Origin of the sequence: Streptomyces sp. NPDC058579 (assembly GCF_042718575.1) — a bacterium.
In the GTDB taxonomy this organism is placed as follows: Bacteria; Actinomycetota; Actinomycetes; order Streptomycetales; family Streptomycetaceae; genus Streptomyces.
Genome location: NZ_JBHXPI010000005.1, coordinates 286,926 through 305,833, shown reverse-complemented (window position 1 = coordinate 305,833; position 18,908 = coordinate 286,926). Strand labels below are relative to the sequence as shown.

General features: G+C 71.7%; 16 protein-coding genes. 8 read left to right on the top strand and 8 right to left on the bottom strand.

What is annotated here, in order from left to right; all coding sequences use genetic code 11:
• Positions 1-17: 17 nt before the first annotated feature.
• From ACFWRO_RS10220 to ACFWRO_RS10205, 4 genes are all read right to left on the bottom strand, one after another.
• The gene (locus ACFWRO_RS10220) at positions 18-710 is read right to left on the bottom strand and encodes a demethylmenaquinone methyltransferase (RefSeq protein ID WP_384507072.1); all 693 of its coding nucleotides are present in this window, start codon (positions 708-710) and stop codon (positions 18-20) included.
• A 171-nt stretch (positions 711-881) separates the two neighbouring features.
• Complete coding sequence (locus ACFWRO_RS10215; protein ID WP_384507069.1) at positions 882-1,481, bottom strand: hypothetical protein; 600 nt, start codon at positions 1,479-1,481, stop codon at positions 882-884.
• 7 nt (positions 1,482-1,488) lie between these two features.
• Positions 1,489-2,688: a cyclic dehypoxanthinyl futalosine synthase gene (gene mqnC, locus ACFWRO_RS10210; protein WP_384507067.1), complete on the bottom strand. Its 1,200-nt coding sequence runs from the start codon at positions 2,686-2,688 to the stop codon at positions 1,489-1,491.
• Positions 2,689-2,757: 69 nt separating this feature from the next.
• Positions 2,758-4,533: a serine/threonine-protein kinase gene (locus ACFWRO_RS10205; protein ID WP_384507064.1), complete on the bottom strand. Its 1,776-nt coding sequence runs from the start codon at positions 4,531-4,533 to the stop codon at positions 2,758-2,760.
• Between the two features lie 191 nt (positions 4,534-4,724).
• Here ACFWRO_RS10205 and ACFWRO_RS10200 point away from each other — a divergent pair, with 191 nt between their 5' ends.
• Positions 4,725-5,786 carry an alpha/beta hydrolase gene (locus ACFWRO_RS10200; protein WP_384507062.1) on the top strand — a complete coding sequence of 354 codons (1,062 nt, stop codon included), beginning with the start codon at positions 4,725-4,727 and terminating at the stop codon, positions 5,784-5,786.
• Between the two features lie 4 nt (positions 5,787-5,790).
• Here the strand turns inward: ACFWRO_RS10200 and ACFWRO_RS10195 are convergent, their stop codons facing one another.
• Positions 5,791-6,663, bottom strand: coding sequence for a menaquinone biosynthetic enzyme MqnA/MqnD family protein (locus tag ACFWRO_RS10195; protein ID WP_384507060.1), 873 nt, complete (start codon positions 6,661-6,663; stop codon positions 5,791-5,793).
• A 271-nt stretch (positions 6,664-6,934) separates the two neighbouring features.
• On the opposite strand from ACFWRO_RS10195, the gene ACFWRO_RS10190 reads away from it, so the two are divergent.
• From ACFWRO_RS10190 to ACFWRO_RS10165, 6 genes are all read left to right on the top strand, one after another.
• Positions 6,935-7,138 (top strand): cold-shock protein, encoded by a 204-nt coding sequence (locus tag ACFWRO_RS10190; RefSeq protein WP_112451444.1) that lies wholly within the window; start codon positions 6,935-6,937, stop codon positions 7,136-7,138.
• Positions 7,139-7,255: 117 nt separating this feature from the next.
• Positions 7,256-7,681 (top strand): DUF1992 domain-containing protein, encoded by a 426-nt coding sequence (locus tag ACFWRO_RS10185; RefSeq protein WP_384507056.1) that lies wholly within the window; start codon positions 7,256-7,258, stop codon positions 7,679-7,681.
• A gap of 1 nt (position 7,682) precedes the next feature.
• On the top strand, positions 7,683-8,198 hold the full coding sequence (locus ACFWRO_RS10180; RefSeq protein WP_384507053.1) for a DUF664 domain-containing protein: 516 nt from the start codon (positions 7,683-7,685) through the stop codon (positions 8,196-8,198).
• A 219-nt stretch (positions 8,199-8,417) separates the two neighbouring features.
• Positions 8,418-10,679: an FG-GAP repeat domain-containing protein gene (locus ACFWRO_RS10175; RefSeq protein WP_384507051.1), complete on the top strand. Its 2,262-nt coding sequence runs from the start codon at positions 8,418-8,420 to the stop codon at positions 10,677-10,679.
• Positions 10,680-10,740: 61 nt separating this feature from the next.
• The gene (locus tag ACFWRO_RS10170) at positions 10,741-12,990 is read left to right on the top strand and encodes an FG-GAP repeat domain-containing protein (RefSeq protein ID WP_384507048.1); all 2,250 of its coding nucleotides are present in this window, start codon (positions 10,741-10,743) and stop codon (positions 12,988-12,990) included.
• Between the two features lie 50 nt (positions 12,991-13,040).
• Positions 13,041-15,314 carry an FG-GAP repeat domain-containing protein gene (locus ACFWRO_RS10165; RefSeq protein WP_384507045.1) on the top strand — a complete coding sequence of 758 codons (2,274 nt, stop codon included), beginning with the start codon at positions 13,041-13,043 and terminating at the stop codon, positions 15,312-15,314.
• A gap of 81 nt (positions 15,315-15,395) precedes the next feature.
• Here ACFWRO_RS10165 and ACFWRO_RS10160 read toward each other — a convergent pair whose 3' ends face one another.
• On the bottom strand, positions 15,396-15,803 hold the full coding sequence (locus ACFWRO_RS10160) for an SSI family serine proteinase inhibitor (RefSeq protein ID WP_384507042.1): 408 nt from the start codon (positions 15,801-15,803) through the stop codon (positions 15,396-15,398).
• Positions 15,804-15,960: 157 nt separating this feature from the next.
• Between ACFWRO_RS10160 and ACFWRO_RS10155 the strand changes: the two genes are divergently transcribed.
• Positions 15,961-17,922, top strand: coding sequence for a protein kinase (locus tag ACFWRO_RS10155; protein ID WP_384507040.1), 1,962 nt, complete (start codon positions 15,961-15,963; stop codon positions 17,920-17,922).
• Here ACFWRO_RS10155 and ACFWRO_RS10150 read toward each other — a convergent pair.
• A complete protein-coding gene (locus ACFWRO_RS10150; RefSeq protein WP_384507038.1) occupies positions 17,911-18,324 on the bottom strand; it encodes a Zn-ribbon domain-containing OB-fold protein in 414 nt (137 codons plus the stop codon). The genes ACFWRO_RS10155 and ACFWRO_RS10150 overlap by 12 nt on opposite strands.
• Entirely contained in the window at positions 18,321-18,773 is a 453-nt protein-coding gene (locus ACFWRO_RS10145) for a DoxX family membrane protein (protein ID WP_384507035.1), read from the bottom strand. Before ACFWRO_RS10145 ends, ACFWRO_RS10150 begins: the two co-directional genes overlap by 4 nt.
• Between the last annotated feature and the right edge of the window lie 135 nt (positions 18,774-18,908).

Genomic DNA, 18,908 nt, shown 5'->3' with positions numbered 1-18,908 from the left:
GGGGGACGCCCGGGCCCTTACGGCTTGAAGCCTCGGTGCAGGGCGACGATGCCGCCCGAGAGGTTCCGCCAGGCGACCTTCGACCAGCCCGCCTTCTGGAGCAGGCCGGCGAGGGTCGGCTGGTCGGGCCAGGACCGGATGGACTCGGCGAGGTAGACGTACGCGTCCGGGTTGGACGAGACCGCGCGGGCCACCGGCGGGAGGGCGCGCATCAGGTACTCCTCGTACACCGTGCGGAACGGCGCCCAGGTGGCGTGCGAGAACTCGCAGATCACGACCCGGCCGCCGGGCTTCGTCACGCGGTACAGCTCGCGCAGCGCGGCCTCGGTGTCCTGGATGTTGCGCAGCCCGAAGGAGATGGTGACGGCGTCGAACACGTCGTCGCGGAACGGGAGGTTCATGCCGTCGCCGGCGGTGAACGGCATCCACGGGTGCCGCTTCTTGCCGACCTGGAGCATGCCGAGCGAGAAGTCGCAGGGCACGACGTACGCGCCCGCGCGGGCGAAGGGCTGCGAGGAGGTCGCGGTGCCGGCCGCCAGGTCCAGGACGCGCTGCGCGGGGCGGGCGTCGACCGCCTTGGCGACCTCCTTGCGCCAGCGCCGGTCCTGGCCGAGCGAGAGCACGTCGTTGGTGAGGTCGTAGTTGGCCGCGACGTCGTCGAACATCGAGGCGACTTCGTGCGGCTGCTTGTCCAGGGATGCGCGGGTCACTGGCGTTCGGCCTCGCAGACTCGGGTACGGCTCGGGTACGGATGGAGTACGGACGGACCTGCCCATTCTCGCAGGCGCCCCGCCCGATCCACGGGCGGGCCCGGCCGTGTGGAAGGGGGTGCTCCGCGCGTACGGGCCACGGCCCTGCGGAACGACCGCCCCCGACGGGAGTTACCGGCGGCGGTGGACCAGGCGGCCTTCGACGACCGTGGCCACGCACGTCGAGGCGCCCAGGCGGACGAGGGTGGCCGGGTCGGGGACGTCGAAGACCGCGAAGCGGGCGGGGGCGCCCGGAGCCAGACGCGGGAGGAGGACGAGCGGGACCGGGGAGAAGGACGGCGGGCCCGGGAGGACCTCAGGGCGCCGGCCGACCGCGAGGCCGGCTCGGCGCACCGCGTCCACGGCGGCCCGGCCGCGCAGTTCACCGGCGACGGCGACCGTGCCGTGCGCCAGCATCCGCTGCACGCCGCGCCGCGCCGAAGCGCCCCGGCGCGCGGGGTCGGCGCGGAAGATCCGCTGCGCCCGCTCCCCCGTGATCGGCTCGGTGCCGAACCCTTCGGCCTCCCGCGGATCCGGGTGGTACATGCCTTCGAGCAGCTCGGGCGCGTACGGGTTGAGCAGCCCGGGCGTGAGGATGCCCGGCCAGCGCCGTACCCGTGCTTCCGGCCGTACGGCGACGAGGTCCTCGTACGGGCCGACGGCGGCGAGGCGCGCGCCGTCGACCAGGACGGCGATCTCGGGCGACGCCTCGGCGACGTGGATCGTCAGCACGCGGACATCAGTTGGCGTCCAGGAGCTTCAGCTCCGGGTGGGCCGTACCGCCCGCGATCGCGGTGGAGGAGATGTGCGAGGCGACCCGCTCGTCGACCGGGTCGTTCGCCGGGTCGGTGTGGACGACGAGGTGCTCGTACGTCGTGGAGCGCTGCGCCGGCACGCGGTCCGCCGTACGGATCATGTCGATCATCTCGCCCAGGTTGGAGCGGTGCTTGGCGCCCGCCGAGGAGACGACGTTCTCCTCCAGCATGATCGAGCCGAGGTCGTCCGCGCCGTAGTGCAGCGTCAGCTGGCCGATCTCCTTGCCCGTGGTCAGCCACGAGCCCTGGATGTGGGCGATGTTGTCCATGAAGAGCCGGGCGATGGCGATCATCCGCAGGTACTCGAAGAGCGTGGCCTGCGTGCGGCCCTTGAGGTGGTTGTTCTCGGGCTGGTACGTGTACGGGATGAAGGCCCGGAAGCCGCCCGTCCGGTCCTGCACGTCACGGATCATCCGGAGGTGCTCGATCCGCTCGGCGTTCGTCTCGCCCGTGCCCATCAGCATCGTGGACGTCGACTCGACACCGAGCTTGTGCGCGATCTCCATGATCTCCAGCCACCGCTCGCCGCTCTCCTTGAGCGGGGCGATCGCCTTGCGCGGCCGCTCCGGGAGCAGTTCGGCGCCGGCGCCCGCGAAGGAGTCGAGACCGGCCGCGTGGATGCGGGTGATCGCCTCCTCGACGGAGACGCCGGAGATCCGGGCCATGTGCTCGACCTCGGAGGCGCCGAGGGAGTGGATGACCAGCTGCGGGAAGTCCTTCTTGATGGCCGCGAAGTGCTTCTCGTAGTACTCGACGCCGAAGTCGGGGTGGTGCCCGCCCTGGAACATGATCTGCGTGCCGCCGAGCTCCACGGTCTCCGCGCAGCGGCGCAGGATGTCGTCGAGGTCGCGGGTCCAGCCCTTGGCGGTGTCCTTGGGCGGCGCGTAGAAGGCGCAGAACTTGCACGCCGTCACGCAGACGTTCGTGTAGTTGATGTTCCGCTCGATGATGTACGTCGCGATGTGCTCGGTCCCCGCGTACCGGCGGCGGCGCACCGCGTCGGCCGCCGCGCCGAGCGCGTGGAGCGGCGCGGAGCGGTAGAGGTCGAGCGCCTCCTCGGGGGCGATCCGGCCGCCCTCGGCGGCGCGGTCGAGCACGGACTGGAGGTCGGCCTTCTCGGTCACCGGGTGCGTCCCTTTCGGAGGGGTTCTTGGGGCTTCTTGGCGGGCCGAACCAGCCTACGCCAGCACTTCTCAGGACTTCCGCAGGGTGCCGGTAGGTCGGCCCGCGGCCTCCTCGTCGGAGCGGTAGGCCAGGGTCCCGTCGGCGCCGAGGGTGAGCGTGAAGGAGGAGGCGCCGGTGGTGCAGAGGCCCGCGGTGCCGGGGCGGTCGGGGTCGGTGCGGTCGGCGATCTCGAGTTCGGCGGCGGTGGCGGAGCTGAGCCGGCCGATGCCGTGGCAGCTGACGGTGGTGCCCAGGAGGCTGATGGTGTGGGTGGTACGGACGATGTCCTCGCCGGTACGCCCCTTGGCCACGACGACGGTGAAGTCGCCGTGCGGGGAGCCGTTGGCCTCCGTGGTGGGCCCGGTCCAGGTGCCGAGGAAGGCGGCGGGGACGGAGGCGAGGGGGGCCGTGTTCGTGGGGTTGGGGGTGGTGCTCGTGGGGTTGGGGGTGCGGCTCTCCGTGGGGCTCGTCGGGGTCGTGGGGGCTTTTGTGGTCGGTTCGTTGGCCGCCGGTGGCTTCGACGAGGTGCCGGTCCCGCCGGTCCTGCCCGCGTCGTCGCCCCTGGTGCCGCCGGGCAGCAGGTCGTACAGGAACCCGGCCCCGAGCGTCACTGCGGCGAGGGCTCCCGCGACGGCGAGCGCGAGCGTGCAGCTCACCCGCCGCCCCGCCACGGCGAAGGTCGCCCGCCGCTCGCCGGAGGCGGTGGGTACGGCGTCGGCCGGGTGGGGTGTGGCGGGCGTGGGGGGTGTGGCCGGCGGGGGGCCGTAGACACCGTGGTGCGGCGGCAGGGTCGTCGGAGGGCCGAAGACGCCCGACGGCGGGCCGGTCAGGCCCCCGTCCACGGAGGGGGCGGTGAACGGCACGGGGCCCGAAGGGCGGTCGGGGGCGGGACCGGGCGCTTCGTCGAGGGCCGCGTCGATGTCCAGGAGGCGTACGGCGGTTCGGCTGATCTCCTCCACGAGGCGGGGCGGCAGCCAGCCGGACGCCACCAGGGCCGCCGCCCCGGCCGGGGCGAGCGCGGCGGCGAGGGCGGTCGGAGTCGGGCGGTCCGTCGGGGACTTCGCGAGACACGCCGTCACAAGGTCGCGCAGCTCCCCCGAGAGGGCGCCCAGTTCGGGCTCCTCGTGGACCACCTTGTAGAGCAGGGACGCCGAGGTGTCGCCGGGGAAGGGCGGGGCCCCGGTCGCCGCGAACGCGAGGACCGCGCCGAGCGAGAAGACGTCGGACGCGCCCGTCGCGCCGTGCCCGAGGATCTGCTCGGGCGCCATGTAGCCGGGCGAGCCGATGGAGACCCCGCTCGCGGTGAGCGAGGCCGTGCCGTCGGTGGCCCGCGCGATGCCGAAGTCGATGAGGCGGGGGCCCTCCAGGGTGGCAAGCACGTTGGACGGCTTCACGTCGCGGTGGACGAGCCCGAGCCCGTGCACGCCCGCGAGCGCCTCGGCGAGACCGGCGCCCAGGGCCCGTACCGCGTGCTCGGGCAGCGGCCCGGTCGCCGCCACGGCGTGGGTGAGCGTCGGCCCGGCGACGTACCCGGTCGCGACCCACGGGACGGGCGCGTCGGGGTCCGCGTCCAGGACGGGCGCCGTCCACCGGCCGCCGACCCGGCGCGCGGCCGCCACCTCGCGCCGGAACCGCTCCCGGAACTGCTCGTCCAGGGCGAAGTGCGGGTGCACGATCTTGACGGCGACGGTCCTGCCGCCCTCCGTACGGGCCAGATAGACGCGCCCCATCCCGCCGGAACCGAGCCGGCCGAGGATCCGGTACGCGCCGATGGTCCTGGGCTCCCCCGCGTCGAGCGGCTGCATGTCTCCCCCTAGATGGCCGTACCCCTGGTGGCCGCGCCCCGACCCGTACCCCGAACCATGGGCCGACCCGTGGGCCGGATCACCACGATTCGGAACGGTACCCAGCCAACCGATCGCCCACCACGTCCCTCCTCCCTTCCGTAGCCCCTGCCGTAATCGACCGTCGTGTCCGAAACATCCGGAGTCGCCCCATGAACCGCCTCCCCAGGTTCCTCGCCACCGCCCTCGCACTCGGCACCGCGGCCGCACTGGTGACCGGCTGCTCGGACGAGGGCGCGCCGCTCACGTTCGACACCCCCACGGGTGACACGAGCACGAGCCGGCAGGCGAAGGATCCCGGCGGGGGCACGGGCAAGGACGGCGCGGGCAAGAGCACCGGCGGCGGTCCCGAAACGATTCTCCCCACCGGCCCCAAGGCGAGTTTCACGACGGCCAACACCCTCGACGACGGCACCAAGATCGGCGTCACCACGCTCGCCGGCGCGAAGTCCGGTTTCACGGGCAAGGTGTGGGTGTGGGCGCCGAAGCAGTATTTCGACCCGAAGTACGCGAAGAGCGGCTTCCCGGTCCTCGTGGCTCTTCCGGGCGGAAACGGGTACCCGATGAATTACTGGATGGGCACGGACCTCAAACTCCAGTCGAGCATCAGCTCGTGGTCGCAGGAGGGAAAGAGCCTTCCGTTCATTGTGGTGATGCCTGTGCTCAACCCGGATGACAAGTACTACTACGACGGAAGCGATATTCCGGGGCAGCCGAAAATGGGCACCTGGCTCACCGAGGACGTCCCCGATTTTGTCCGGGCGAATTTCCGTACCTTCGCGTCCCGTGACGGCTGGGCATTCATGGGCTCGTCCTCGGGCGGCTTCGCCGGACTCAAGGCGGTGCTCCAGCGCCCGGACAAGTTCAAGGCCGTGATCGCCTCGGGTCCCGACACCGTGCCCGACTCGCCGCTGTGGGCGGGACACGAGGCGGCGCGACAGGCGAACAACCCGGAGAAGCTGGCCAAGGCGCTCGGCACGAAGCCGGACACCGAGAAGAACCGGGTCTACCTGGCCTTCCAGATAGGGACCGAGGAGTCCGGCCTGGGCAGCCTGAAGAAGTTCGTCAAGGACTACACGAAGGGCCCGGTGAAGACCCGCCTCCAGGTCATCCAGGACGGCACGCACAACGCGAAGACGTACGTCCGGGGCATGGGGGACGGCTCGATCGCCTGGATCAGCGAGCAGATGCAGGGCCCGGTCCCGTCCCCCTGACGCGTCACCGCCGGTGGGCGCCGAGCAGCTCCACCCGTACGTCCGCCGGGAAGCCGGTCGTCGGACCGGTCCTGCGGGCGAACTCGCGTACCCCCGCCTGCTGCTCCGGGCCGAACCGGAAGTCCAGGGTCCGGAAGTACCGCTCAAGCAGCTCGGCGTCGAAGGACTCCCAGCGCGCCGCCTGCTCCGCGACCTTGGTGACCTCGACGAGCGACAGGTCCCGCGAGGCCAGGAACGCCTCGTGGACCTCGCGTACGGTCTCCGGCTCGCGGGCCAGGAAGTCCTTGCGCGCCGCCCACACCGCGAAGACGAACGGCAGCCCCGTCCACTCCTTCCACATGAGCCCCAGGTCGTGGACCTGAAGCCCGAGGCGCGGGGCGTCGTGCAGCGAGGCCCGCAGGGCCGCGTCGCCGATGAGCACGGCCGCGTCGGCCTCCTGCATCATCAGCCCGAGGTCGGGCGGGCACGTGTAGTAGTCGGGCCGGACGCCGTACTGCTCGCTGAGCAGCAGCTGGGCGAGCCGTACGGACGTACGGGAGGTGGAGCCGAGGGCCACCCGCGCCCCGTCGAGCCGGTCCAGCGGCCGCTGGGAGACGATCACGCAGGACATCACGGGGCCGTCGCAGCCCACGGCGATGTCGGGCAGGGCGACGAGATCGTCGGCGTGGCGGAGATACTCGACGAGGGTGATGGGCCCGATGTCGAGGCCGCCGCCCACGAGCCGCTCGCTGAGCTTCTCGGGGGTGTCCTTGGTCAGCTCCAGATCGAGGAGCGTTCCCGTGCGGGCCAGGCCCCAGTAGAGGGGCAGACAGTTCAGGAACTGGATGTGTCCGACGCGGGGCCGGCTGCGCTGGTGGTCGTCGGTTGCATTGTCCACATCGCGAGGCTAGACCCGTCCCGGACGGTGGACATCGCCGGGGCGCGCGTGGCGCCGAACGTCAGCACGTCAGAAGGTCGTCAAACGTGCGGGTGACGTGATCTTTCCCTCTAGTGCGTCTCCCACGCTGCGTGCTACGCTCATCGCAAGTTGCAGTTTGGTTTCCCTTGCAGTACAGAGCCTGCGGAGCATGTAACCCGCAGGCTTTTGTAGTTTTCAGACTTGTTTGCAGGTTCTGGAGCAGGGCAACCCTTTGGCCCAAGGAGGGCTTATGGCTACCGGAACCGTCAAGTGGTTCAACGCTGAAAAGGGCTTCGGCTTCATCGCCCAGGACGGCGGCGGCCCGGATGTCTTCGTCCACTACTCCGCGATCAACGCGGCTGGGTTCCGCTCCCTCGAGGAGAACCAGCTCGTGAACTTCGACGTCACGCAGGGTCCGAAGGGCCCGCAGGCGGAGAACGTCACCCCGGCCTAAGTTGCCCGGGTCGGCGATCGCGCACGGCTAGAGAAGTACCCAAGGAGCCCCGCTCCGTGCCTTCGGGCACGAGCGGGGCTCCTGCCTTTTGGTCCGGACGGCTTCTAATCTGGTCGTATGACCGAACGGAAACCGCCCGGAGTCAGCTTCGAGTCGTTCGTGGACAAGCAGATCCGCGAGGCCGCGGAACGCGGCGAGTTCCGGAAGCTGGCCGGCTTCGGCAGACCGCTGGCCGACGACACCGCGCCGTACGACGAGCTGTGGTGGATCAAGCTGAAGATGCACCGCGAGGGCGCGTCGGTCCTCCCGCCGGCGCTGGCGCTCCGCAAGGATGCCGAGGACGCGCGGGAGGCGGTCGACGGGGCCGTCTCGGAGGCGCAGGTGCGGCGGATCCTCGGCGAGATCAACACCAGGATCGCGGAGGCCCTCCACCGCCCGCCCCCGGGCCCGCCGCTGAACCTGAAGCCGTTCGACGTGGAGACGGTGTTGGCGGAGTGGCGGGAGTCGCGTCCAGGTGTGGACGGCGAGCGAGGAGTTGGGTGACATGAGGAGTGCCGACCTGCTCGTGGACGCGTTGGGTCGCGTCCAGGAGGCCGTGCACGGGGCGGTCGAGGGGCTGTCGGAGGAGGAGCTGGCGGCCAGGATCGACGCGGACGCGAACTCGATCGCCTGGCTGGTCTGGCACCTCACCCGGATCCAGGACGACCACATCGCGGGCGTGTTCGACACCGAGCAGGTCTGGACGGCGGGGGGCTGGAAGGCCCGCTTCGGGCTCCCCTTCTCCGCGCGCGCCACCGGTTACGGCCACTCCAGCAGCCAGGTCGCCGCCGTCCGCGCCCCGGCGGAGCTGCTGCTCGGCTACTACGACGCCGTGCACACCCGGAGCCTGGACCACCTCGCCACCCTGACCAACACGGACCTCGACCGCGTCGTGGACGAGGCCTGGGACCCCCCGGTCACGCTGGGCGTCCGCCTGGTGAGCGTGATCGCGGAGGACAACCAGCACGCGGGTCAGGCGGCGTACGTACGGGGTGTGGTGGAGCGGCGCGCGGGGGCGTGACGGTGGGGGCGGCCAGGCGGCGTACGGCGGGCTTCACGGGAGCGGGGTCGGTCGGGGAATCCCCTGTGACGGGCGGCTGAACCGCTTGTTATTCTCCGGCGATCACTCAACACGGGGCGATGATCCGGATGGGGGGAAACCTCCGGCCGCCTCCGTGTGACTCCGACCGTCCACGAGCCCGCCCCGGCGCGTGCGCGGTCGCCCCAGGGGAGGCCCGCCGTGCAGCACGCCCATGTCCCGCGACACCGCAAACTCGCACTGTCGGTGGGCGTCGCCCTCGCCGTGACCCTGGGCGGCGGCACCCTCGCCGTGCCCGCCCCGGCGCTCGCGCTCACCACCGCCGACGCGGCGGAGCGGAACGAGAACGCGGTCGTCCCCTACCCCGGCGATGCCCGGGTTGTCAGCGTGGGTAGCACCGGCTTCCTGACCTGGGGAGTCTCGGGCGGCGGCATGGAGGAGCGGTGGACGCGCTTCTCGGACGGGTCGTCGACGGTGCTGTCGGGTGGCGTCACCTGGACAACGGGGTCCGCCGCCTCCGACGTCGTCGTCGTGAACGAGGGCTCGAACGTCACCCTGCGGAACATGGCCGCCGGGACGGACATCTTGAGCGTCGATCTGCGGAATATGGGACCCGTGGGCGCCCAGTTCGGCGGAGCCGTCGGGTCGTCGCTCCTCGTCCGGATCCACGACACGACGGGCGGCGAGATCGTCCACCTCGTGAGCAAAGACGGCGGGAAGCTGTCCGAACGGCCTGTGAGCGGGCTGCCCGCCGGCGCCATCGAGGTGTTCGCCATGGCGCCGACGTCCGAGCACGTCCTGCTGACGTACAAGATCGGGACCGGAGCAGCGGCGAAGCGGTTCTGGGCTCTGATGGACCGGGCCACCGCCACGATCTCCGAGACGCACGAGATCGTCAGCCCGGGCCAGTGGACCGGCAGGGTCGCGCTGTCGGCGACGCACGTCGCCTGGGTGGAGTACGACGCCTCCCTGCTGGGATCGGTCGTCGTCCGGGAGCGGGCCACGGGGAAGACGCAGCGCCTGCCCCTCCGCGCAAGCACTGTCGAGGTCGGCCTGGTCGGCGGCTGGGTGACCTACGCCGACCGCGACGCGCTGGGCGACTACCACCCGCGACCCGAGGGCGCCCTGCGGGCGCGCAACCTGACGACCGGCGAGACCCGGACGCTGATGGACCACGTGAAGTCGGCCGTGCCCGGGCCGGACGGGGCTCAGTTCGTCCGGGGCGGGACGCTGGCGCGGGGCGAGGGCCTCTACCGGATCTCGATCGGCGCGGACGGTGCCCCGGTCGCCGAACCGGTCGCCTCCACCGGCGAGTCGACCAAGGTCACGCTGCTGGGCGACGACATCCCCGCGAGAGTCGCCCCCGAGCCCGGCAACGGCCGGATCCGGCTGGACTGGCGGCTGTCCCGCGTCAATCTCGACGCAAAGGTGACGTTGCGCCATGTCCAGAGCGGGAAGACGAGGACGGAGGACCTGCGCCCCTACGGGGACCTCCTCGACGATCCGCACACCGTCCGATTCGACTGGTCGGGCGACGTCCCCTGGAATGGCTACCCGGACATGCCCACCGGCGCGCCGAACGGGACGTACACCTGGAAGATCGACGCCAAGCCGCTCGACGGCATCGGTCCGAACCTGGTCGCCTCCGGCACCTTCGAACTCACCCGCACGGCAGCCCCGCACGACTACGACAACGACGGCTCCCCCGACGTCCTCGCCCGGGACACGACAGGACGGCTGGGGTGGGCCGACACGTTCTACCTTCCCGGCATCAACCAGCTCGCCCAGAACCCCGTCGAACTCATCGGCGCCGGCTGGCAGGTCTACGACCGGATCGAGGCGGCGGGCAACCTCGGCGGGCTCTCCGTCGGAGACGTCGTCGCCCGCGACAAGGCCGGCGTCCTCTGGCTCTACCTCGGCAAGGGCGACGGCACCTTCACCGCCCGCACGAAGATCGGCGCGGGCTGGAACACGTACACCCAACTCGCCGCCGGCAGCGACCTCACCGACGACGGCCGCCCCGACCTCCTCGCCACCGACAAGGCCGGCGACCTCTGGCTCTACCCGGCCACCGGGAACGTCAAGGCCCCCTTCTCCTCGCGCAAGAAGATCGGCCACGGCTGGGGCATCTACAACGACCTCACCGCCACCGGGAACATCGCCGGAGCCCCCGCCGGCGACCTCGTGGCCCGCGACAAGGCGGGGGTGCTGTGGCTGTACAGCGGCAGGGGCGACGGCACGTTCACCCCCCGTACGAGAATCGGCGGCGGCTGGGGCGGTTACGGCCACCTCGTGGGCGTCGGCGACGCGAACAGGGACGGACGACCAGACCTCCTCGCCCACGGTGCCGACGGGACGTACCTCTACAAGGGCACCGGCGACTGGCGCGTGCCCTTCCGCCCGCGCGAGGGGGTCGGCGTGTACTCCGACGCAGCCGACCGCCAGTACAACCATTTCGCCTGATCATCAGTCCCACCCGTCGCACATACATACGCCTGGTCGCACTCCGAGGAGAATGCACACCTTGACGCACGCACGCCCCACCCGTCGCCGGCTCGTCGCGGCCGTCACCGCCGTTCTCGCCGTGACCCTCGGCACGACCGCCCTCGCGGTCCCGGCGACGGCCGCTCCCGCCGCCGAAGGCACGACGACGGGCGGGACGGCCGCACAGGACGTCATCGCGTTCCCGCGCGGCGACAAGATCTTCGGGGCCACCTCCTCGGGCTTCCTGACCTCCAACTCCCCGGGTGGGGGCGCCCTCTTCGAGCGGCGCTGGGTACCGCTGGACGGATCCACTCCGAAGAAGCTGTCGTCTAGCAACCCCCTCCAGAGCACCGGCTCGGGGAACCTCGTGGGTACGCGGGTGGGCTCCGACGCGATCCTCCTGGACGTCTCCACCGGCCGGGAAGTCACGCGCACGTTCCTCGGCCCGCGCGAGACGCTCCGCCGGTACGTCGGTGCGGCCGGCCAAGCCCTCTTCACCACCTCGGAGAACGGGACCGGGGGCCACGAGCTCCACCTGCACCGGTCCGTCGGAGAGACACTGGTGACGGGTCTCCCCGCCGGGGCGGAGGACATGGCCGTCAGGGCGGGAACGGCCGACCACGGCCTGCTGACCTACTCCACCGGCGCGGGGACGGAGGCCAAGCGCTTCCTGAGCCTCGTCGACGTCAACACCGGCGTGGTGACCGAGACGTACCCTCTCCCCGCAGCCGCCGCGAACGGGGACATCGCCGTCTCCGCGACGCACGTGGCCTGGGTCGAGACCACCCCCGCGAACCGGGCGACGGTGGTCGTCCTCGACCGTTCCACCGGCCGGGACCAGCGCATCCTGCTCGCCGACGAGTGGGTGAGCGACCTCGAGGTCGGCCTGGTCGGCGACTGGGTGACGTACGGAGAGCGGGGCGCGCTCGCGAACGGCGCCCCCGGCGCCACGAACGCGCTGACCGCCCGGAACCTCACCGACGGGAAGACCACCGTCAAGCTCCTCGACCACCTGACTTCGGCCGCCGCCGCGCCCGACGGCACGCAGGCCGTGCGCGGCGGAACGATCGCCCAGGGCGAAGGCGTGTACCGGATCGCGCCCGGCTCCGACGGCGTCCCGGCCGCCACCCTCGTGGCCGGCACCGGCGAACAGACCAAGCTCACGCTCGTCGACCACAACGTCCCGAGCACGATCGACCTCGACGCCAACGGCGGCCGGGTCCCGCTCGTATGGAACCTGTCCCGGGGCCATGCCGAGGTCAAGGTCACGCTGCGCCACACCCGGACCGGGAAGGCGACCGTCGCGTACCTCTACGACCAGCCGGACACGCCGACGTACGCGTTCGACTGGGAAGGCGATCTCGACTGGGCCCGCAGCGCCTACAACGGCGCCTACACCTGGGAGCTCAGCGCCAAGCCGCTCAATGGCATCGGGCCGGACCTGACCGCCTCCGGCAGCTTCAAGATCGTCCGGAAGCCCGCACCGCACGACTACGACGACAACGGTTCGCCGGACGTCCTCCTGCGGGACGCGTCGGGCCGGCTGATCCGCGTCGACACCTACTACTCCCCGTACATCAACACCACCGGCCAGCTGGTGGAAGCGGAGAAGAAGGTCATCGGCTCGGGCTGGAACATCTACGACCAGATCGAGGCCGCGGGCAACGTCGCCGGCGCCCCCGCCGGGGACATCGTCGCCCGCGACAGGGCCGGAATCCTCTGGCTCTACCTCGGCAAGGGCGACGGCACCTTCGCCACCCGTACGAAGGTCGGCGCCGGCTGGGGCGTCTACAACAAGATCACCGGCGGCAGCGACCTCAACAACGACGGGAAGGCCGACCTCCTCGCCACCGACGCCGCCGGCGGGCTCTACCTCTACAAGGGCACCGGCAGCGCGACGGCCCCCTTCTCCGCCCGGGTGAAGATCGGCCACGGCTGGGGCATCTACAACCAGATCACCGCCGTCGGCAACATCGCCGGCGCCCCCGCCGGCGACCTCGTCGCCCGCGACAAGAACGGCGTCCTGTGGAGCTACCTCGGCAAGGGCGACGGCACCTTCGCCGCCCGCACGAGGATCGGCGGCGGCTGGAACACGTACAGCCACCTCGTCGGCGTCGGCGACGCGAACCGCGACGGCCGCAACGACCTGTACGCGTACACCCCTGGCACCGAGTACAGCATGGGCAGCGGATCCTTCTACCAGGGCACCGGCAGTTGGCGCGCCCCCTTCAAGGGGCGGGAACTGACCGGCGTGGACGGCGCATTGACGCTGAGCCCCACTGTCGCCTGACCGACCTCCGCACACTCTCCCCCTCCCCTCCCCCCTCCGAGGAACCGAACGTGATCAGAACCCGCATACCGCGGCGCCGGCTCGCCGCAGCCGTGACCGCCGTCCTCGCCGTGACCGCCGGAACGGCCGTCGGGATGGTGCCCGCGACCGCCGCGTCGCCGGCGGCGGCCGTGAGCGCCGTGAGCGCCGCGCCCGCCGGTGTCAGCGACACCATCTCCTTCCCCGCCCCGTCGCAGATCATCAGCGCCGGGCCCAGCGGATTCCTCACCTCCGTCCTGCGCACCGGCTGGCCCCAGGGCAACGACTACTTCTGGACCAGCACCGTCGACGGCACCACCACCGAGCTCCCGGAGTGGTCCAGCGGGTGGCGCGGCGGCGCGTCCGACACCGTCGTGGCCAAGGAGGACGGCAAGACCCGCTACCTGCTCCAGGACATGACGCAGCCGGGCAGCGCTCCCGCCGTCATCGAGCAGCCCGACACCCGCCTCGTCTGGCAGGGCGCCGTCGGCCGGACGCTCGTCTTCTCCCACTACGACGGCGCGACCCAGAAGAGTCAGCTCCGCCTCATCGGCGAGGGCAACCAGCCGGGCAGCGACCGTCAGGTCACCGGACTCCCGGCGGACTTCGGCCTCATGGACATCGAGGTCCTCTCCGACTCCAAGCTGCTCGTCCGCTACGACACGGCCGGCGAGGGCCCGAAGGAGCGCTACTACCTCGCCGTCGTGGACGTCGCCACCGCCGCCGTCGTCGAGAAGCGCGAGGTGGGCGCCGGTCCCTCCGCCCAGGACGCCACGCTCTCCGGCGACCGCTGGGTCTGGGTCGACGCGGCGACGAACGCCGACACCAAGCTGAAGTACGCCGCGCGCGACGGGTCGGAGGCCTCGCCCGCCACGGAGCTGGTCGACCTCGGCAACGCCATCCGCACCCATGTCGGCCTCCTGGGCGACTGGGTGACCTACGCCGCGCCCGACGGCAACACCGCCACCGGCGTCTCCCCGCACCACGCGCTCACCGCGGTCAACGTCGTCGACAAGTCCACGGTCAAGCTCCTCGACCACGCCTCGTCCTCCGTCCCCGCGGCGGACGGCGCGCTCCTGGTCCGCGGCGGCTCCGTCGCCCACGGCGAGGGCATCTACCGCGTCGCGCTCGGCGCGGACGGCAAGCCGGCCGCGACCCTCGTGGCCGGCACGGGCGAGCCGACCGCGCTCACGCTGTACACCGCGGCCACGCCGCCGGTGATCGACCTCGACAAGAACAACGGCCAGACCCGGCTCCGTTGGGTGCTCTCCCGGACCAACGCGCAGGGCTCGGTGACGGTTCGCCACGTCCCCACCGGACGCACGATGCGGCACGACTTCTCCCAGGCGGTCCCCTTCGAGGGCAAGGCGTCCGTCGAGTTCCTCTGGGACGGTCTCCTCCCGAACGCCGAGGGCGTGAAGGAGTTCGCCTCCAGCGGCGACTACGCCTGGGAATTCGTCGCGTCCCCCCTCAACGGCATCGGCCCGGACCTCAAGCAGTCGGGCACCTTCAAGGTCACCCGCACCGCCGGCGCCCACGACTACACCGACAACGGCAGCCCGGACCTGCTCTCCCGCGACGCCGCGGGTGTGCTGTGGCGCGAGGACTCCATCAAGACGGCGACCTCGGGGGAGCCCGTCACGACCGGACAGGTCCGGATCGGCCCCGGCTGGCAGATCTACAACCAGCTGGAGGCCGTCGGCAGCGTCGCCGGCTCCACCGCCGGAGACCTCGTCGCCCGCGACAAGGACGGCATCCTCTGGCTGTACGTCGCCAAGGGCGACGGCACCTTCGCCGCCCGTACGAAGATCGGCGCCGGCTGGAACGGGTACACGTCGCTCGCCGGTGGCGGCGACCTGAACGGCGACGGTCGCGCCGATCTCGTCGCCACCGACACGGCCGGTGACCTGTACCTGTACAAGGGCACGGGCGACGCCGCCGCGCCCTTCGCGCCCCGCACGAAGATCGGCTGGGGCTGGGACATCTACAACCAGCTCACCGCCACCGGCGACATCGCCGGTACCGCCGCCGGAGACCTCGTCGCCCGCGACAAGAGCGGCGTCCTGTGGCTGTACGAGGGCAAGGGCGACGGCACCTTCGCCGCCCGTACGAAGATCGGCGCGGGCTGGGGCGCCTTCACCCACCTCGTCGGTGTCGGCGACGCGGACCGGGATGGGCGGGCCGACCTCTACGCGGTCGGCGCGTCGGGCCCCAGGTTCTACGCGGGCACCGGCAACACGGCGGCCCCGTTCAAGCCGGCGGCCAACGGCTATCTGCACACGACCCAGGCACCCACGGTGTTCTGACGGCGGAATGCATCCCGGCCCGGTGCCCGGCGCTCCTCGCGAGCCCGGGCATCGGTCGTTCCGAGCCCCCGGCCGCAGCGGTCAGAACGCGAAGACCTTTCCCGTCTCCACGTTCAGGAGGCACGCATTGGAGAAGGTCTTCTTCCAGGCGACCGGCTCCGTGTCGTACGTGCCCGTGGCCGTGGCCGTGACCGGGTCGTAGATCATCGGGCAGATGGCGTCGGGGGTGACCTCGAGCCGGTCGAAGTCGCCGTCGGCGGTGTCGAGCTCGTCGCAGGCCGCCTCGGCCTCGGGGTGGTCGCCGCCGGCCGGGCTGCAGCCGAGCGAGGCGCTCTCGGTGTCGCCGGTCGCCCCGGAGGTGACCGTGAGGAGGATCCGGGTGGCCGGCTCGGGGTCGTCGGCGTCGGCCGTCCCGGGGAGGGCGAGACCGGTGACGGCGAGACCGGTGAGGGCGGCCGTGGCCAGCGGGAACGCGAGGGTACTTTTCATGACCCGCGCAACGAGGGGTGCCGTCCTGGGTCACCGGGCTCCACCCGCATGGACCGGGAAGTTCACTCCACAGCGCTCACTCGCACCAACTATCCGTACAATTCTGTGACTTGAAGAGCGATGCGGATCGCAGGATAGCTTGGCTATCCTGTTGATCATGCAGGGGGAACCGGACATCAACGCGCGCTTGGACGGCAGCGGAGCCATACCGCTCGAACCGGGGGACCCCCGGCAGATCGGTGCCTTCAAGCTACTCGGCGTACTCGGCTCCGGAGGCATGGGGCGGGTCTATCTCGGCGCCGTGCCCGGGAAGTTCGCGGCGGTCAAGCGGGTGCTGCCCGTCCTTGCCGAGGACGCCGACTTCCTGAGGCACTTCGGGCACGAGCTCGACAACCTGGCCCGGCTGCCCGGCGGGGCCAGTGTGCGGCTGCTCGCGAGCGACCGGACGGCGAAGCCGCCGTGGTTCGCGACGGAGTACATCCCCGGCGTCACCCTCGACGAAGCCCTCAGGCTCAACGGCGGGCCGCTGCCCACCGAGGCCCTGTGGCGGCTGCTGCGGGAGGCGGCGCTCGGGCTGCGGGCGGTGCACGCCGCCGACATGGTGCACCGGGACCTCAAGCCGTCCAACGTGATGCTCACCTCCGACGGCCTCTCGCTCATCGACTTCGGCGTCGCGCGCGCGGCCGACCAGAGCCGGCTGACCAGGACCGGCATGGTCATCGGAACGCCCGCGTACATGGCCCCGGAACAGGCCGTCGCCGACCCGCGGTTGACCGGCCGGGCGGACGTCTTCTCCCTCGGCAGCCTGCTGCTGTACGCGGCGACCGGCCGCCCTCCCTTCGGCGACGGCTCCGGGCCCGGCCTGCTCTACCGCGTCGTCCACGCGGACCCCGACTTCGGGCGGCTCGCGGAGACCGCCCCCGCCCTGGCCCACCTCGTACGCTCCTGCCTCGCCAAGGACCCCGCCGCCCGGCCGACCGCCGCCGAGGTCGTCGAGCTGACGGAGGACTACGCCGACGACACCCCCTGGCCGGCCGCCGTCATGGCGCCGGTCGAGGCACGGGACGCGTTCGCCGCGACCGCGCCCACGGCCGAGGAGCTCGCGGGGGACGAGGCCGAGGGGGAGGCCGGTGCGACCGAAGACATCGGGACCGTGGCGCTCGTTCAGCGGGGAGCCGGCGAGCCCGTCACCGCCGGGGGCGAGGTCGTCGCCCCCACCGGCAGGCAGCAGACCCGGCGCAAGCGGTTCGCCATGCTCGCCGTGCCCGTCGTCGTGGCCACCGGTACCACCCTGACCGTCGCCCTCGGCCCGTACCAGATCGGCCGGCAGGGCGGTCCCGACGCCTCGGCCGCGGGGCCGCCGTCCGCCTCCGCCTCGCAGTCGGCCTCGCCCGGTACCTCCGCGCCGCCGCCCAGCACGACGACCGGAACCCCGTCCTCCTCCGCCTCTCCCTCGTCCTCGTCCTCGTCCGGGGCGCCTTCGCCCTCCGGGCCCGGAACGGACGGGTCCGGTGCGGCGGCGGGCGGTGCGGCTGCCGGCGGTGGCGCGGGTGGTGGCGCCGCGGCCGGTGGCACCGGCACCACACCCGGCAACGGCGGCGGCAACGGTGGTGGAGGCGCCGCTTCCGGGGGTGGCTCCAAGCCGTCCACCCCGAAGACCACGAAGCCGGCGCCCCCGCCCGCCGGTGGCGGCGGCTCGGGGCCCTCGGGGACGTACTCCCTGGAAAACGCCTCCAACGGCAAGTGCCTGGTCGAGTACAACCCGGGGTACGGCATCTACGCCAACACCCACGACTGCGGCGTCCTGCCCAACAACAGCGGCAGCGCCTCGTACGCCTGGACCTACTCGGCGGGCTCGAACGGCACCTTCCGGCTGGTCAACAAGCACACCGGCCGCTGCCTCCAGGTAGGCGGCGGCAATCCCGGCCCCGTCGGCGTGGCCGGCTGCAACGGCTCCAGTACGCAGACGTGGAAGATCCACGCCACCACGCCCTCCGGCCGGACGATCAAGAACCTGAGCAACGGGCAGTGCCTGAACGTCGGAACGCCGTTCCTGGACACGTACGCCTGCGACTCCAGCAGCCGCACTCAGCTTTGGCGCAACATCTCACCCATGTGACCCATGCGGTGCCGGGCCGAAGACGGGGACGGCCGTCTCGCCCTCCGTACGGAAGGTGACCTCCAGGTCCATCCCGATCCGGAGGTCCCCCTCTGCCACCCCCACCACCTCGGTCATCATCCGGGGGCCCTCGGCGAGGTCGACCACCGCTGCCACGTACGGCACGCGTTCGCCGAACGGCGGGAGGTCGTTGCGGTGGACGACCGACCAGGTGTAGAGCGTGGCCCGGCCGCTCGCGGGCTCCCAGGTCACGTCCTCGCTCCAGCAGTGCGGGCAGAACTCGCGCGGGTAGTGGTGCGCCCGGGCGCAGCCGGCGCAGTGCCTGAGCAGCAGGCGGCCTTCGCCCGCGGCCTCCCAGTAGGGGCGGGTGAAGGCGTCGATGTCGGGGTCGGCGGCCGTCACCGGAAGAGTCCGATCGCGTGGTCGAGGGACCAGGTCTGCCAGGACAGGGAGAAGAGCGCGACGAGCGAGATCAGCGCCATCATCGCGTTCTGCCCCTGCTCGGCCCAGTCGTGGATCATCAGGACGAGGTAGAGGAGGTTGAGGAGCAGGCCGCCGACCAGGGCGAACGGGGTGAGGAAGCCGAAGATCAGGCCGAGGGCCAGGGCGAGTTCGGCGTAGACGACGACGTACGCCATCAGCTTGGGGCGCGGGGCGACGACCGACTCGAAGCCGCGCTTCACGAACGGCCACCGGTGTTTGCCGGCGACGTCGGCCGCCCACGCTATGCCGGTGCCGCGCTCGAACCAGCCCTTCTTGTCCTTGTGGCGCCAGCTCTCCAGCCACCACAGGCCGAGGCCGATGCGGAGGACGGCGAGCCATTCGGCGCCGGTGAGCCAGACGGTCTGCATCGGCGATACCTGCCCCTCCAGAGATCCGATCGATCTGATCTGACGGTACGTCAGTTATGGATGTCAGTTCAGCGGATGGAGCTCCGGCCGCGCAAGACCCCCGCACGCCTCCATGGATTCCACCCAGGCGTGACC